This is a genomic window from Aminobacter sp. GW821-FHT11F06 (assembly GCF_058808215.1).
In genome coordinates this window covers 279,860-296,147 of sequence record NZ_JBXARL010000003.1, presented here as the reverse complement: position 1 = coordinate 296,147, position 16,288 = coordinate 279,860, and the positions used below count along the sequence as shown (strand labels likewise).

13 protein-coding genes are annotated in these 16,288 nt (G+C 62.2%); 10 read left to right on the top strand and 3 right to left on the bottom strand.

The genetic code is table 11. From position 1 onward, the window contains the following. Positions 1 to 49: 49 nt before the first annotated feature. The 4 genes from AC1RTB_RS09290 (at position 50) to AC1RTB_RS09275 (ending at position 4,854) form a co-directional block, all read left to right on the top strand. Positions 50 to 1,057 carry a FecCD family ABC transporter permease gene (locus AC1RTB_RS09290; RefSeq protein WP_492878184.1) on the top strand — a complete coding sequence of 336 codons (1,008 nt, stop codon included), beginning with the start codon at positions 50 to 52 and terminating at the stop codon, positions 1,055 to 1,057. A gap of 242 nt (positions 1,058 to 1,299) precedes the next feature. Further along, entirely contained in the window at positions 1,300 to 3,489 is a 2,190-nt protein-coding gene (locus AC1RTB_RS09285; RefSeq protein WP_492877706.1) for an anthranilate synthase, read from the top strand. Positions 3,490 to 3,559: 70 nt separating this feature from the next. Further along, complete coding sequence (locus AC1RTB_RS09280; RefSeq protein ID WP_492877708.1) at positions 3,560 to 4,516, top strand: cation diffusion facilitator family transporter; 957 nt, start codon at positions 3,560 to 3,562, stop codon at positions 4,514 to 4,516. Positions 4,517 to 4,554: 38 nt separating this feature from the next. Continuing rightward, positions 4,555 to 4,854, top strand: a complete 300-nt coding sequence (locus tag AC1RTB_RS09275) for a putative quinol monooxygenase (protein ID WP_492877709.1) — start codon at positions 4,555 to 4,557, stop codon at positions 4,852 to 4,854. 79 nt (positions 4,855 to 4,933) lie between these two features. On the opposite strand, the gene AC1RTB_RS09270 is transcribed toward AC1RTB_RS09275, so the two are convergent. Further along, positions 4,934 to 5,665 carry a hypothetical protein gene (locus tag AC1RTB_RS09270; protein ID WP_492943806.1) on the bottom strand — a complete coding sequence of 244 codons (732 nt, stop codon included), beginning with the start codon at positions 5,663 to 5,665 and terminating at the stop codon, positions 4,934 to 4,936. Positions 5,666 to 5,712: 47 nt separating this feature from the next. On the opposite strand from AC1RTB_RS09270, the gene AC1RTB_RS09265 reads away from it, so the two are divergent. Beyond that, positions 5,713 to 6,996, top strand: coding sequence for a glycosyltransferase (locus AC1RTB_RS09265; RefSeq protein ID WP_492943805.1), 1,284 nt, complete (start codon positions 5,713 to 5,715; stop codon positions 6,994 to 6,996). 121 nt (positions 6,997 to 7,117) lie between these two features. On the opposite strand, the gene AC1RTB_RS09260 is transcribed toward AC1RTB_RS09265, so the two are convergent. Further along, entirely contained in the window at positions 7,118 to 8,107 is a 990-nt protein-coding gene (locus AC1RTB_RS09260; protein ID WP_492877713.1) for a Bug family tripartite tricarboxylate transporter substrate binding protein, read from the bottom strand. A 236-nt stretch (positions 8,108 to 8,343) separates the two neighbouring features. Here AC1RTB_RS09260 and AC1RTB_RS09255 point away from each other — a divergent pair, with 236 nt between their 5' ends. Then, a complete protein-coding gene (locus tag AC1RTB_RS09255) occupies positions 8,344 to 9,426 on the top strand; it encodes an AbrB family transcriptional regulator (protein WP_492877716.1) in 1,083 nt (360 codons plus the stop codon). On the opposite strand, the gene AC1RTB_RS09250 is transcribed toward AC1RTB_RS09255, so the two are convergent. Then, positions 9,423 to 10,466: a helix-turn-helix domain-containing protein gene (locus AC1RTB_RS09250; protein ID WP_492877717.1), complete on the bottom strand. Its 1,044-nt coding sequence runs from the start codon at positions 10,464 to 10,466 to the stop codon at positions 9,423 to 9,425. The genes AC1RTB_RS09255 and AC1RTB_RS09250 overlap by 4 nt on opposite strands. A 156-nt stretch (positions 10,467 to 10,622) precedes the next feature. On the opposite strand from AC1RTB_RS09250, the gene AC1RTB_RS09245 reads away from it, so the two are divergent. From AC1RTB_RS09245 to AC1RTB_RS09230, 4 genes are all read left to right on the top strand, one after another. Next, positions 10,623 to 11,324 (top strand): hypothetical protein, encoded by a 702-nt coding sequence (locus tag AC1RTB_RS09245; protein ID WP_492877719.1) that lies wholly within the window; start codon positions 10,623 to 10,625, stop codon positions 11,322 to 11,324. Positions 11,325 to 11,593: 269 nt separating this feature from the next. Continuing rightward, entirely contained in the window at positions 11,594 to 13,345 is a 1,752-nt protein-coding gene (gene leuA, locus AC1RTB_RS09240; RefSeq protein WP_492877721.1) for a 2-isopropylmalate synthase, read from the top strand. Positions 13,346 to 13,580: 235 nt separating this feature from the next. Further along, positions 13,581 to 15,233 carry a tetratricopeptide repeat protein gene (locus AC1RTB_RS09235; RefSeq protein WP_492877724.1) on the top strand — a complete coding sequence of 551 codons (1,653 nt, stop codon included), beginning with the start codon at positions 13,581 to 13,583 and terminating at the stop codon, positions 15,231 to 15,233. Positions 15,234 to 15,365: 132 nt separating this feature from the next. Next, positions 15,366 to 16,166, top strand: a complete 801-nt coding sequence (locus tag AC1RTB_RS09230; RefSeq protein ID WP_492877726.1) for an alpha/beta fold hydrolase — start codon at positions 15,366 to 15,368, stop codon at positions 16,164 to 16,166. Positions 16,167 to 16,288 lie beyond the last annotated feature (122 nt).

The following is a 16,288-nucleotide window of genomic DNA, read 5'->3' as shown; positions in this document are numbered from 1 at the left end:
GTCGCACCGCCACCTCGTCACCGGGCAGCGCCACGCCCTGATCCACGCCATGCCGGCCCTGGTCGCGGGGCTGGCGGTGCTGCTGCTGTTCACCATGGTCGTTGCCGTCGGCGTCGGCGCGGTGGCGATCCCGCTCGAAACGGTATGGGGAATCATTGCCAGCAAGCTCGTGCCGGGCAGCGTCGAGGTCGCCTGGTCGAGCGGGCGCGAAAACATCGTCTGGGACGTGCGCGCGCCGAGGGTCATCCTCGGTGCCGCCGTCGGCGCCTCGCTGGCGATTGTGGGCGCAGCATTGCAGTCGGTGACGCGCAACCCGCTTGCCGACCCGCACCTGCTCGGCGTCTCCTCCGGTGCCGCCTTCGGCGCGATACTCGCGCTTTTGCATGCCGGCATGATCTTCGGCGCGATCACAGTGCCGCTGTTTGCCTTCATCGGCGCGCTCGCCGCCACCTTCATGGTGCTGGCGGTGGCCAATCTGGCCCGCGTCCAGTCGGCCGGCCAGCTGATCCTGGCCGGTGTCGCCGTCAGCTTCATCATCTCGGCTGCCGGCAATATGTTGATCTTCATCGGCGATGCACGGGCTGCTCATGTCGCGATCTTCTGGATGCTCGGCGGCCTTGGTCTCGCCGAATGGACGCAACTGCCCTACCCCTTGATCGCGCTCGCCGCCGGCGGCGCCTACCTGCTGACCCAGACCCGCAAGCTCAACGCCATGACGCTCGGCGACGAGAGCGCCACGGCACTCGGCATCCCGGCCAAGCGCTTCCGCCTCGTCGTCTTCATCGTCAGCGCTCTGCTGACCGGCTGCGCGGTCGCCTATTCCGGCGTGATCGCCTTTGTCGGGCTGATGATCCCGCATGTCGTGCGTTTCATCGTCGGTGGCGACTATCGCCGCGTGCTGCCGCTTTCGGCACTCGTCGGCGCCATTTTCCTCGTCGTCATCGACATGGCGGCGCGTACAGTGATGCCGCCGCAGGACATGCCCTTGGGCATCCTGACCGGGCTGATCGGCGGCGTCGCTTTTATCGTGCTGATGCGGCGGCGCGCAACAAATTGAGGGTCAGTTGGTAATGCAATGCAAGACGACGCAAATCCAGTTGCACCCCCAGTTTTTCCTAGCTATGGATTTGCCATGAACACGACTTCGCTCCACAACAATTGGTGGCGGGCCAGCTAACAGCGGCCTTTTGAAGCGCGTGCGCGTGAAAATTGTGATGGCCGCAACGGGATTTCCGGGCGGCCATTTGCTTTTTCAAACCACGCTCCGGAACGCTCCCACGGCAAGAGATGGAGACGGGAATGACGTTGGAATTGCTTGAAAGCGGTGCCGAGCGCTATGTGACCTCGGGTGGTGTCGCCATCACCCGGCAACGCCACGAAACCGCCTATGCCGGGGCGATCGAGACCTATCTCGACGGGCTGAACAGCCGGCGTGGCGCGGTGTTTTCTTCCAACTACGAATATCCCGGCCGCTACACGCGCTGGGACACCGCCATCATCGACCCGCCGGTGGTGATTTCGGCGCGCGGACGCGCGATGAAGATCGAAGCGCTCAACGCGCGCGGCGAAGTGCTGCTGCCGGTCATCCACGCAGCCCTTGCACCGCTCGACGAACTGACCATCGGCGAAACGACAAAACGCCTGATCAAGCTCGAAGTGGCAAAGCCCGGCCGCGTGTTTACCGAGGAGGAGCGCTCGCGCGTGCCTTCGGTGTTCACCGTGCTGCGCGCCATCACTGCCTTGTTCAAATCGGATGAGGACAGCAATCTCGGCCTTTACGGTGCCTTCGGCTACGATCTCGCCTTCCAGTTCGACCCGGTCGAACACAAGCTCGAGCGCAAACAGAGCCAGCGCGACCTGGTGCTGTTTCTGCCCGACGAGATCCTTGTCGTCGACCACTACTCGGCCAAGGCATGGCATGATCGCTACGACTATTCCGGCGAAGGTTTTTCGACCGAAGGCATCGCCCGCGACAGCGTCGAGGAGCCGTTCAAGCCTTCCGACCGCATTCCCCCGCGCGCCGACCACGAGCCGGGCGAGTATGCCCAGCTGGTGCGCCGGGCGATGGACAGCTTCAAGCGCGGCGACCTGTTCGAGGTCGTGCCCGGCCAGATGTTCTACGAGCGCTGCGAGACCCCACCGTCGGAAATTTCGCGCCGGCTGAAGGCGATCAACCCCTCGCCCTATTCGTTCTTCATCAATCTCGGCGAGGGTGAATATCTGATCGGGGCGTCGCCCGAAATGTTCGTGCGCGTCAATGGCCGCCGCGTCGAGACCTGCCCGATCTCCGGCACCATCAAGCGCGGCGACGATGCCATCTCCGACTCCGAGCAGATCCTCAAGCTGCTCAACTCGAAGAAGGACGAGTCGGAGCTGACCATGTGCTCGGACGTCGACCGCAACGACAAATCCCGCGTCTGCGAGCCCGGCTCGGTGCGTGTCATCGGCCGCCGCCAGATCGAGATGTATTCGCGCCTCATCCATACAGTCGACCACATCGAGGGCCGCCTGCGCGAAGGCATGGACGCCTTCGACGCGTTCCTGAGCCACGCCTGGGCGGTGACCGTCACCGGCGCGCCTAAATTGTGGGCCATGCGCTTCATCGAGCAGAATGAGAAGAGCCCGCGCGCCTGGTATGGCGGGGCGATCGGCATGGTGCATTTCAACGGTGACCTCAACACCGGCATGACTTTGCGCACCATCCGCATTGAGGACGGCATCGGCGAGGTGCGCGCAGGCGCCACGCTGCTCTACGACTCCGTTCCCGAGGAAGAAGAAGCCGAAACCGAACTGAAGGCCTCAGCCATGCTTTCTGCCATCCGAGACGCAAAGACCGGCAATGCCCCCGGCACCGAGCGCACCACCGCCCGCGTCGGCGAAGGGGTGAAGATCCTGCTCGTCGACCACGAGGATTCGTTCGTCCATACGCTGGCCAACTATTTCCGCCAGACCGGTGCCGATGTCTCGACAGTGCGCTCGCCGGTGCCGGAAGAAATCTTCGACCGGGTCAAGCCCGACCTCGTCGTGCTTTCGCCCGGCCCCGGCACGCCCAAGGATTTCGACACGGCGGCGACCATCAAGAAGGCGCGGGCTCGCGACTTGCCGATCTTCGGCGTTTGCCTTGGCCTGCAGGCGCTGGCCGAAGCCTATGGCGGCGAACTGAGGCAGCTGGCGGTGCCGATGCACGGAAAACCCTCGCGCATCCGCATCTCCAAGCCCGGCATCATCTTCTCCGGCCTGCCCAAGGAAGTGACTGTCGGCCGCTACCACTCGATCTTCGCCGATCCGGTGCGCCTGCCCTCCGATTTCGTCGTCACCGCCGAGACAGAGGACGGCGTCATCATGGCGTTTGAACACAAGAAAGAACCGATCGCAGCGGTGCAATTCCATCCCGAATCGATCATGACGCTCGGCCACGACGCGGGCATGCGCATGATCGAAAATGTGGTTGCGCACATGCCGCGCAAGGCCAAGGACCAGGCGGCCTAGCCGACATTTGAAACCTACCCGCTCCGCGGCCACCCAGCCGCGGGGCGGAGCCAATCACCAAAGCGAGACCATGGCCCAGACCGAAACCCAGAGATCGACTGCCGCGCACGGCCAGCCTTCGTCGGCCAAGCGGCGCGTTGCCAAGATCGCCTTCTGGTCGATCATCGTCGGCTCGGCCGTGATGGCGTTGAAATTCGTCGCCTGGTGGCTGACCGGTTCGGTGGCGTTGTATTCGGACGCTTTGGAATCGATCGTCAACGTCGTCGCCGCGATGGCGGCCTTCTGGGCGATCAAGATCAGCCACAAGCCGGCCGACCTCGACCACCAGCACGGCCATCACAAGGCCGAGTATTTCTCGGCGGTGCTCGAAGGCGTGCTGATCATCGTTGCTGCTTTGCTGATCCTGTTCGAGGTCTGGCGCAGCTGGGGCGTGCCGATGAACGCCGGCGAGCCATGGCTCGGCCTCGGCATCAACGGCTTTGCCGCCGTTATCAACGCGTTCTGGGCCGGCATGCTGATCCGCGTCGGCCGCTCCGAGCGCTCGCCCGCCATGGTCGCCGACGGTCACCATATCATGACCGACGTGGTGACTTCCGCCGGTGTGCTGATCGGCCTTGTCGGCGCCATTGTCACCGGCTGGACGATCCTCGACCCGCTGCTGGCGGTGATCGTTGCACTCAACATCCTGTGGCAGGGCTGGCACGTCATCAGCTCGTCGATGGACGGGCTGATGGACCGTGCCGTCGAGCTCGACGAGCATATGCGCATCCGCGACATCATCTCGTCCAACTCCAAGGGCGCGATCGAGGTGCACGACCTCAAGACCCGCATCGCCGGCCGCGCCACCTTCATCGAGTTCCACCTGGTGGTCGACGCCGACATGAGCGTCGGTGAAAGCCATGTCATCTGCGACCGCATCGAGGATGCGCTGCGGGAAGAAATTCCCTCGGTTCGTGTCATCATCCATGTCGAACCGGATGACGAAGCCAAGCTGCCCAAGGGCACGGTTGCGGTACCTTTCGCTTGAACTGACGGCGTTTCCACGCACGATTCGAGGGGAAAAAGATGTTCGGTCTGATAGGAAAGATGCGGGCGCAGCCCGGCAAGCGCGACGAGCTTCTACAGATCCTATTGGGCAGCACCGGCGCCATGCCGGGTTGCCTGAGCTACGTCATCGCCAAGGACCCGGCCGACGCCGACGCGATCTGGATCACCGAGGTGTGGGACAACAGCGAAAGCCACAAGGCTTCGCTACAACAGCCCCAGGTACAGGCGGCGATCAAGCAGGCGATGCCGATCATCGCCGGCTTCGACTCCAGCACCGAGATCGAGCCGGTGGGCGGTTTCGGGCTGCCTACCGGCTGAGCGCCCCATTTCACCAGCGTCGCTACAATACGTTAACCTTGTAACGGTTGTTTTGGATTAGCAGACACAGCGACAGCGCCTAGCAACCCCGTCGCCAATCAAGAATCGCACGCGCGATCGGCAACACGTGATCGTGGTAGCTGATCGGATTGGCATAACGGCCAGCCGCGACACGCTCCTTCGCAAACTTTTCCCAATGCGGCTCGAAGCCCTCCGGCCAGTCGAAATCTTGCCGCATCAGAACCTCGCACCCGAGGGATTCGGGAGCCTCTTCGAATATGCGCCTCGCTTCTTCGGCGAGGGGCGCGTAGGCGCGAACCGCAGCCATCTTACGTTGGCGCGCGGCGGGGTCGAGCAACACTTCAGTATCCATGTTGCCCGCAACGCCCGGAACGGCGGCTGAGACGAGGCGGGTAACGGCTGCACCTGCCGCCAGGAGCCTTGCCGCCACAGCCGCCCCGATCGCTGAAGTCAGATCGTGTACGGGATTGTAGCCGTCCACGGCGTCGGCCACTACCGTGACTGCAGACGCTCCCTTGACTGCCTCAAACACCGCATTCGCAACTTTGCGAAACGGCGCGGCGTCCCCGGCAAGAATCGCGTCGTACCAATCCCGGTCGGGCATTTGGCCAAAGACCGCACTAGGCTCAGCACCTGCGGCCTCCAGCGTTTCTTTGGAGTACGCGGTTCTCGGCGATTGGTTGCCGCCAGAGCCATCCGTCAAAACAAATACGAGCGGTCGGACACGTTCCATCCAGTGAAAGAGCCGCAACTCGTGCCCCGGATGAGCTAGGATCAGAATCGTTTTCATCGTCATGATCCAGTCTGCCAGGTGGCGGTACATACCGAGGTACTAATGTGCGTGTGCTCATAACCAACTTGTTCGTCAAGGGCTACTCAGGATCGGAGAACGTGGTCGAACTTCTCGCAGAAGGCCTCCGACGGGCTGGCCATCAGCCAACTATCTATGCACCGCAGCTTGGCGAACAGGCGGAGGAGATGCGGAGGCGAGGCTTCCGCATCGTCGATAGGGCGGCCCAGTTAACTGACGTGCCTGATGTCATACACGCGCAGCAGGTTACGCCCTGCTTGATCGCAATGGCCCGCTTTCCGGATGTTCCTGTCGTATATGCGTGCCACAGTTCCTCCTTGGAGGTCGACGTGGTGCTGCCACACGCGCAGATCCGCGAGGTCATCGCAGTCGATCTGAGTTGCGAAGCCAAATGCAAAGAGCGCGGTGTGCCCTCTGATCGGCTTTCGATTGTCCTGAATGCGGTCGATCTTGACCGGTTCCAACGCCGAAGCCCGCTGCCGAAAACGCCGGGGAAAGCCCTGCTACTGACAAAGAACCGCGGACATCTCACAACAGTGCGCGCCGCCTGCGCAGCCGCGAGCCTCGCACTCGATGAAATCGGGCCTGCGACCAACCGTTTCGTGCCCAATATCGAGACTGTTTTGGGGGATTACGATCTTGTTTTTGCCACGGCGCGCATGGCGCTGGAGGCAGCCGCGACAGGCTGCGCCGTTGTCGTTTGCGATGATCGCGGTTTTGCCGGAATGCTGACCAGCCGCAACCTTGCCACCTGGCGGCCGATGAATTTCGGTGTTGGCATCCTGACGCGTCCGGTAACGCCTGCAAGCATAGGAGAGGCAATTGCCCAATATGATGCGACTGACGCCGGCCTTGTCACCGATGCATTGCGCCTGACGGTAGGCGTCGACGATTACATCGAGCAGCATATCGAGGTCTATCGACGCGCGATCGATCGGCCAGCGCCAAGCCGCGAGGACATGGCGTTGGCAACCGCATATTGGGTGGAAGAACTGGCCGTTACGCCAACTGAACGGAGGTGGAAATCTATTGCCAGAGAGCTAGGCACACACGACCTGTCCGATCGAGAACAATTCATATCGGAGGCGTTCGCAGCCCTTGGCGCCAGGCTGACGGACATGAGTGCGAAGCTTGAAATGAAACAGCACCAAGAGGGCCAGGCTTTCGCAGCAATTGAGACAAGATTGGCGGAGATCAGCACAAACCTCGGTGCCAGGCGAAACGCGGATTGGCAGATCGGGCGCCGGCTCAAGCAAGCCCTCATTCCGAAATACCTGCGAAAGCAGATCTTCCGTGAGCGACATACGTAACGTTGAATCAGAGCAACAACTAACGAGCTCAAGCCTCTACAAGCATTTAACTATTCGGATACAACGTCGCTCCTGGTCGGGACGGCGCGTCATCGAAACGACACGCCGCCCGTTGAAAAGGTCAGTCGATCTGGATGTTGGCGTCCTTGACCACCGGGCCCCATTTGGCGAGCTCGGCCTTGACGTGCGCGCCGAGTTCTTCAGGCGTGGAACCGACGATCCTGGCGCTGAAGCCGTTCATCTTTTCGATCACGGTCGGGTCGGTCATGGCCTTGTTGGCTGACGCGTTCAGCCGGTCGACGGCCTCCTTGGGCGTGCCGGCGGGCGCAAACAGCGCATTCCACGTGTAGGTCTCGTAGCCCGGCACGCCCGACTCCGCGATCGTCGGCACGTCGGGGAAGGACGGCGCGCGCTCGGCCGTCGTCACGCCCAGCGCCTTCAACGTGCCGCCCTTGATGTGCGACGACGAGGACGGCAAATTGTCGAACATGATCGGCACCTGGTTACCGACAACATCGTTCAGCGCCGGACCGGCCCCCTTGTAGGGAATGTGCTGGATATTGACGCCGGCCATCGCCTTGAACAGCTCGCCCGACAGATGCAGAGGCGTGCCGTTGCCCGATGACGCATAGGCGTATTTGTCGGGTTCGGCCTTCAGCAGGGCGATCAGTTCCTGCACGTTCTTGACGGGCAGCTGCGGATTGACGACGAGCACGTTGGGAACAATGACAAGCAGCGAAACCGGCGCGAAATCCTTCTCAGGATCATAAGGCTTGGTCTTGAGGATGAGCGGGTTGAGCGCGTGCGTGGCAACCGTGCCCATCAGGATCGTGTAGCCGTCGGGTTCGGCGCGGGCCACGCGATCAGCCCCGATATTGCCGCCAGCACCGGCGACATTTTCGACGACGACCTGCTGGCCGAGATCGTTTGACATCTTCTGCGCGATGATGCGGGCGACAACATCGGTCGACCCACCAGCGGCAAACGGCACCACCAGCGTCACCGTTCGGTCGGGGAACTGCTGAGCGAATGCCTGCGGCGCCAGCGCCAACAGGGAAACAGCGGAAAGCCCCAACGCCAGTGTCGCGCGGCGCGTGAATTTCGAGATCATCAGTGCATTCCTCCACATCTGTGCGGCAGTGCCTCCTCGCCTGCCGTCAAGACCGGTGAACGTATGAGCTTTGCATACGCTGTCAATGCGACGTTCGGGGTAGAGCAGCGTGGAGGCAAGTCGTTGACAGGCATTTGCAGGCATCAGGCGCGATGCCATGACACCCTGTTTGGCCGTGCATTTTTGCGCGCCTGCGTGGGCTGACATACCCACTTCAAAGGGTCTAAGAGGGCCGGATGAAGCCTGACCCGCAGCCCGTAGCCCCGCTCACCAACACAAAACCCTTGACGCAGTGGCTATTGCTGCTGGTCTGCTCAGTGCTGCTCGCCGGCGTGCTCGAACTGGCGCATTTGCCGGCAGCATTGCTTGTCGGCCCGATGCTGGTCGCCATCTTGCTCGGCAGCAACGGTGCGACCGTGCGTGTGCCCAAGCCGCTGTTTGTGTCGGCACAAGCGCTGATCGGCTGCCTTGTCGCCAGTTCGATCTCGACCGGCATCTTCACCACATTCGCCGCCGAATGGCCGCTGTTTCTGGGCGCGGCCATCGCCACAGTCGCCGCCAGCAGCTTCCTCGGCTGGTTCATCTCGCGGCTGAAAGTGCTGCCGGGCACCACCGCCGTGTGGGGCTCGGCTCCCGGTGCCGCCACCGCCATGGTGCTGATGGCCGACGCCTTCGGCGCCGACGCGCGCCTTGTCGCCTTCATGCAATATCTGCGCGTCATCATGGTCTCGATTGCAGCAGCCGTCGTCGCCAGGCTCTGGGTCGACACATCGGGCGTCGAAGCGCCCGCGATCGAATGGTTCCCCCCGATCGTCTGGCCGGCGTTCAGCGCGATGATCGGCGTCGCCGTGGTGGGTGGTGTCCTCGGCTACCTTCTGCGCATCCCCTCGCCCTACTTCGTCGGCGCGATGATCGTCGGTGCGGTCGTGCATCTCGGCTTCGGCGTCGAACTGCAATTGCCGGAATGGCTGCTCGCGCTTGGCTACACGCTGATCGGCTGGTCGATCGGGCTCAACTTCACCCGGCCGATCCTGCGCCATGCCGCACGTGCCTTGCCCCAGGTGATCGGCTCGATCGCAGCGCTGATGGCTTTTTGCGGCATGCTGGCCTTCGGGCTGCACACGATTCTTGGCGTCGATCCGCTGACCGCCTATCTCGCGACCAGCCCCGGCGGCATGGATTCCATCGCCATCATCGCCGCCGCGTCAAAGGACGTCGACCTGTCCTTCGTGCTGACCTTGCAGATGCTGCGCTTCATGATCGTGCTGGTGTTCGGCCCGGCCCTGGCCAAGCTGGTCGCCAAGGCGATCAAGGATTAGACGTTTGTCAGGGATTCGACAGGGCCGTTGTGCTGTCGCCACGCCGTCGGGCTGAGGCCGGTCACGCGCAGGAATTCGCGATTGAAATTCGACTTGGTAAGAAACCCGGCGTCGAACATGATCCGCGTCACCGGCTCGTCGGTCGACGTCAGCAACCGGCGAGCCTCCTCGATCCGGTGGTTGTTGACATATTGCGACACGCTCATGCCGTGGATGCGGTTGATGGCAAGCGAAACCCGCCGGGCCGGCAGTTTGAGCTTTCTGGCGATGCGCCCGAGATTGAGGTCGACATCCCTGTAGAGATGTTTTTCGCGCATCAGCTCGTCGACTGACGCCGCCACGGCCGAATCCTCTTCGGTGGCTTGAGGCGCGTCGGTGCCTGACGAAGCAGGTTCGTCCTCGTCGCTCTGATTCTGGCTCGCCATCGACGCGGCCCCGCCAAGGACCAGCAAGGAGATGACATTGACCAAGCCGATGACGGCGCCCGAATACGCCCCGCCGGTCCATTCCATGTCCAAAGTGATGATCACGTCGGTGACGGCAGAGCCAATGATCCAGCATGCCGTAATCAGCAACGCCCGGTAGGAAACGACCGAGCCATCGAGGCGCGAGGCAACGAGACCGTCAGGGCCGTGCCGTGCAAGCCACAGCAGTGCCGTGCCATAAGACAAGAAGACAAGGGTGATCAGCAGCCCAACCGGTTCGCGCCAGAAGACCTGCAGTGCGAGCACGAGGCAGGCCGGCAGAAAATGCGGCCAGACCAGCGGTTTTGACGTGCCCGTCCGCTCGACGGCGAGGTTGTGGAAACTGATCCAGGCCAGCGCTGCGATGATGACCGCAAGCACGGATTGGACGGGCAGGATTTCGCGCAAATCGTAGCCCCAGCGCAGCCCGAGCAACACGGACTGCAAGGCGTAGGCCGTCATCAGCAGCACAAAGTAGCGATTCTGCTCAAGCCCCGCCTCGCCCTGCCGAGCCATGCGGACCAGCATGATGGCCAGCAGCAGGGCCACAACGAAAGGCAAGGGAACAAAGATCATCGGGGGTCCATGCGAAGCGGTCGGCAATTGCAGTGAGAATGTCCTTTATCGCAATTGCGGTCGACCCGGATCGCGTTTGAGGTCGAGATTTCAGGCATGCGGGAGCACCGATCGAGGGCCGCCATTTCTGGCCGCCCAAGATGATCGGAGTTTGACATGAAAAGCCAACTGCTCACGCTGGTGCTTGTGACCGCCGCCTCGACTGCCAATGCCACGGAACCTGCAAAAACAACGCTCGATGTCTCGACGGTCACCGCAATCTCCATCACCGGCGACGCAAGCTCGGTACGCCTTACCACCGACGATGCGCCATATCAGGCCAAGCTCGCCAGCCGCAGGACCGGCTGGCTGACGCAATGGTATTCGAGCTGGTTCTTCAGCGATTGCCGCCACGCCGGCGAGATGCGTATCGAAGGGTCCACGCTTTACGTCGACGTGCGCCCGCCATCATGGTTCGACCTATCCGATTGCGTCGCCGACATCAGCGCGAACATGCCTAGAGAAAGCGCGGTTACCATCGACCACGCCGCGTTGCAGGCTGTTTTGGCCGGTGAGTTTGGGGCTGTCCGCATCTCAAGCAAGGCCGCGGATTTTTCACTCGACGGCCACGCCACGAGTGTCGATCTCAAAGGCGAAGCGCTCAAGGCCCGGCTCGACTTCGCAACGATCAGGCAGGATGAGACTGTCGACATCGATGCCAAGGCGCTCGACGTCTATCTCGGCTTCGGCAAGGCCGTGCCGATCAGCTATTCCGTCGTGGCCACCGCAGCACTTGTCGACAGTTCCATCGTCAACAGCCCCGGCGCCAAACCTCAGCTGCGCATCAAGGGCGACATGGTTCGCGCAACGATCCGCTGACGTTGACTTGGCGCGCGCCACCCTTGCGCGCCCAATTCGGCTCCTGTAAGAGAGCGGCCATGACTTCGCGCAAGATCAACGAAATCTCCCGTCCGGCCGCTTTTGCGGGCGAGACGCTGCGCGCGCTTTCTTCGGCTCTCCTTCTTCTCGGCCTTATCGGCGATCGCCGGGCTCGTTAAAGGAGCGTCCGGCGGTCGAATTGCCGCCGAGGCATCTGCTCCTTTACTCTTCACAACAGAACCAAATTTCTGATTTAAGACCGCTGAAGCATGCGCGCAAAGTCGTGCATGGCGGCCAAGAGAACGAGACCGACAATGAGCAAGACCTCTCCCGCAACCGGCCGCAGCGCCGGCATGCCGACCGCCGCAGTCAAGTACCAGCCCTACCACAAGATCGACCTGCCCAACCGCACCTGGCCGTCCAAGACCATCGATAAGGCGCCGATCTGGTGCTCGGTCGATCTGCGCGACGGCAACCAGTCGCTCGTCGACCCGATGGGCCACGACCGCAAGGCACGCATGTTCCAGCTGCTGCTCGACATGGGTTTCAAGGAAATCGAGATCGGCTTTCCCTCGGCCTCGCAGACCGACTTCGATTTCGCCCGCTGGTGCATCGAAGAGGGCAATGTCGCCGAGGACGTATCGCTGCAGGTTCTCGTGCAGTGCCGCCCCGAATTGATCACCCGCACCTTCGAGGCACTGAAAGGCGCGCATAAGCCGATCGTGCATTTCTACAATTCGACCAGCGAGTTGCAGCGTCGCGTGGTGTTTGCCAAGGACGTCGCCGGCATCAAGCAGATCGCCACCGACGCCGCCAAGATGATCACCGACATGGCCGCCAAGGCCGGCGGCGGCTATCGCCTCGAATATTCGCCGGAAAGCTTCACCGGCACCGAGCTCGAAGTCGCGCTGGAGATCTGCAATGCGGTTGCCGAGATCGTCAAGCCGACGGCCGACAACAAGCTGATCCTCAACCTGCCTTCGACCGTCGAGATGGCGACGCCCAACATCTATGCCGACCAGATCGAGTGGATGTGCCGCAACCTCGACAACCGCGAGAACCTGATCATCTCGCTGCATCCGCACAACGATCGCGGCACCGGCATCGCCGCCACCGAACTCGGCCTGATGGCAGGTGCCGACCGCGTCGAAGGCACGCTGTTTGGCAATGGCGAGCGCACCGGCAATGTCGATGTCGTGACGCTGGCGCTCAACATGTTCACCCAAGGGGTCGATCCCGAGCTCGATTGCTCGGACATAGAGCGGATCAAGGAAGTCTACGAATATTCGAACCAGATGGTCATTCCCGAACGCCACCCCTATGTCGGCGAACTGGTCTACACGGCCTTCTCCGGCTCGCATCAGGACGCGATCAACAAGGGCATGAAGGCGATCAAGGTCGCCAACAAGCCGTTGTGGGAAGTGCCCTACCTGCCGATCGACCCGGCCGATGTCGGACGCAGCTACGAGGCGATCATCCGCATCAACTCGCAGTCCGGCAAGGGCGGCATCGCCTACGTGTTGCAGGCCGATTACGGTCTCAACCTGCCCCGCGCCCTGCAGGTCGAGTTCAGCCAGGACATCCAGGCGATCACCGATAGCGAAGGCAAGGAAGTCTCGCCCAAGCGCATCCATGAGCGCTTCCTCGAGGTCTATGTCGACCAGCCCGATGCGCGCCTCAAGTTCGTCGATCACCAGACCTTCCCCGATACGGTGATGAAGGGCCGCCGTGTCGTTGAAGCAACGATTGTCGACAACGGCAAGGAGGTGACGATCTCCGGCACCGGCAACGGCCCGATCGACGGTTTTGTCGACGCGCTTTCGCGCCATATCGGCATCGACCTGTCGGTGCTCGACTATTCCGAGCATTCGATCCAGCGCGGCTCGAATGCCTCGGCCATCTGCTACATGGAAGTGGAATATCCCGGCGGGCGCCTGTTTGGCGCCGGCATCAACACCAATATCGTGGCTGCGTCGCTTGAAGCCGTGGTTTCGGCGGCCAACCGCATCCTGTCGCGTTAAGGTTAACTCGACGTCGAACACGCCTCGCCCGTGGATAACGGGCGAGGCGTTTGCGCATCAGTGCTCTGCGCGCTTGTGTGCAGACGCCAGCTGTCTATGATCGGTCCGTTCGTACCGGTTCGAAAAGGGTCGATACTTGGTTGCCTCCACGCCTGCTGCCCCCGCAGTGCGCGAAGCGCTTGAGCGGCTTGTTGCCAGCGAGACCTTCGGCCGATCCGACCGGGCACGAAAATTATTGCGATATCTTGTGGAGCGCGAGCTCGCCGGCGATGCCGAGCGGCTGAAGGGTTTTGCCATCGCGGTGGATGTGTTCGGCAAGGACGCCGAGTTCGATTCCGCGACCGACGCGGTGGTCCGCGTCCAGGCCGGGCGCCTGCGAGAACTGCTTGCCCACTACTATGCCGCCGAAGGCAGCACCGATCCGATCCGCATCGTCATTCCACGCGGCAGCTATGTCCCGACATATGAGGCAGTGGCCGAGTCCCTGCCTGACGCGCCCTCCCCGGGTGAAACACCACATAGCGACGCACCCGCCACGGCTGTGGCCGAGCAAGAACAGCCTCATGCCGAGGAGGCGCATCCCGATCCGGCTTATACCGGCACCAGCGTCAAACGGCAGCTCCGCTATTTCTGGGCGGCGATGGCTCTGGTCATCGTCATGCTCGGCATATTGGTTTTCCGCAATTTCGGTGGACCCATCGGGGCGGATATCGCAAACCTGACCGACTTTCGCGGCGCCACTTCAAGCATCGGCGATGCCGTCGACCAGCTGCCGGCTGTGCATATCCATTCGGGCTCGGCGGGCGGGCAGACGGCGCGGGTTGCAACCATGTTGCGGACAGCACTGTCCGGCTTCGACACGATCGACCTCATCGCACGGGACCGGTCGGAGAAAACGCAGCGGGTGGACGTCAACGATTACGATTTCACCGTCAACGCCGGCCCGAGCAGCGGATCGGTGCTGATCGAACTTCAGCATATGGCCAGCGGCCGGATCCTTTTGTCTCGCGTTCTGTTGCAGCAGGAGATCGGTCCGGAAACCATCGACGACCGCATCGCCGAAATCGTCAGCTCCGCCGTCCCTTCATCGGGCATGATCTATGGCTACATCGAGCAGAACAACCTGCAACACGGGCTGACGGCATGCCTGCTGCTCAGCGGCGACTATTACATGGATCAAAACGCCGCCAAGCATCGCGCCGCCTACCAGTGCATGGAGGATCTGTCCAAGCGCGGTGCCAAGTCCCCTGTCGTCTACGCCGAACTGGCCTCCCTGCAGCTTGAAGCGGTGACCGACAACTATCCCTATCCGCCCAATGCCTCCACGGAGGGTGCCTATGCGCTGGCCCACAGCGCGGTGCAGATGGGCTCCACCAGCCCCTACGCTCACCGCGCATTCGGCTATCTGCAGTCGCGCGTCGGCGACGGCACCGAATCCATGCGCTGGATACGCAAGGCCTACGAACTCAACACCTATGATCTGACCATGGCCGCCTCCTACGGCTATGCGCTGGTGCTTGCCGGCAGCTACAGTGACGGCGTGCCGATCATGAAGCGCGCAGTCGAGAGCGCCAGCGCTCACCCCGGCTGGTGGGACTACGGATTGTTCCTGGGCGAGTTCATGCTCGGAAACCGCTATGCGGCGGCCCGCGCCGCCAGCGCACTCACCACCAACAAGAAGCCGCATTACGTGGCTGCACGCCTCATCGCCGCACATTTCATCGGCGACGCCAAACTGGCCTCGGAGCTGTCCAAGGAGATTTCAGAAAGCTACCCGGCCTTTGCGAGCGACCCGGCAGCCACCTTCGCCAAGGGCAAATACCCGGCGGAACTGACGAGATCGCTGACAAAGGCCCTGCGCGCCGCCGGCCTGGGCAACCAGATCTGAGCTTCAGGGGCTTTTCCAGGTTGTTTTACGCATAACTAATTTTGTGCCGTTGGCACTCATACAATGTTTTACATTTTGTAACTTTGTAATTAGAACTTTTGACGGATTTGGTTTCAGGTCATTTGAGCAAAGATGAATTACTCCATCCATGCGGCCGTTCGGGGGAGCGGCAAGAACGTGGTGGTATTGCTACATGGTTTCGGGGGTTGCGGCGGTGTCTGGGGAGATGTCGTCGATTGCCTGAACGGGGCATTCACCACGGTCGCTTACGATTTGCCGGGGCACGGCCACTCGCTCGACTATCCTAAGGCCGGTCCGGCCAAGATAGCAGCGAAAGCAGTGCTGGCCGATCTCGCCGCGCGTGGCATTGCCCGCGCCCATTTCGTCGGCCATTCCATGGGCGGCGCTGTCGCGACGCTTGCAGCCCTGCTGGAGCCTCAACGCGTAGCCTCGCTGACCCTGCTTGCGCCGGGCGGCTACGGCCCGGAAATCAATGGCCCCCTGCTCAGGCGTTATGCGGCGGCGTCCTGCAGCGAGGAAATCCGCGCCTGCCTCGCCGAAATGTCGAGCCCAGACAGCACAGTGCCGGAAGCGGCCGTCCGCGAACTCTTCGAGATGCGCAGCCGCCCTGGCCAGACCGAAAAGCTGATCGCCTTTGCCGAGGCGATGACCGCCAACGACAGGCAAGGCGTCATCCCGCGCGACGACCTGGCGACGCTGACGATGCCGGTGATGGTGGTGTGGGGCACCGACGATGCCGTATTGCCCTATAGTCACGCCGACTGCCTGCCGACGGGCTTCCTCATCCACCATGTGCTGGAGATCGGCCACATGCTGCCGGAGGAAACACCCGCACTCGTTGCCGACATCGTGCGCCGCATGAGCCGCCGGCGCCAGCGTCCCCAGCCGGTGTTGACTGCCTGCGACGCCTGATGAATCAAATCATGCGCAACGACCGCTAAATGCTTGCGCAAAAATCCCTTTCGGGCTGCCGCACGATCACGAATATGCGTTTGGGCGGGATACAATTCCGCCGCGATCGTGACTATGTTAAC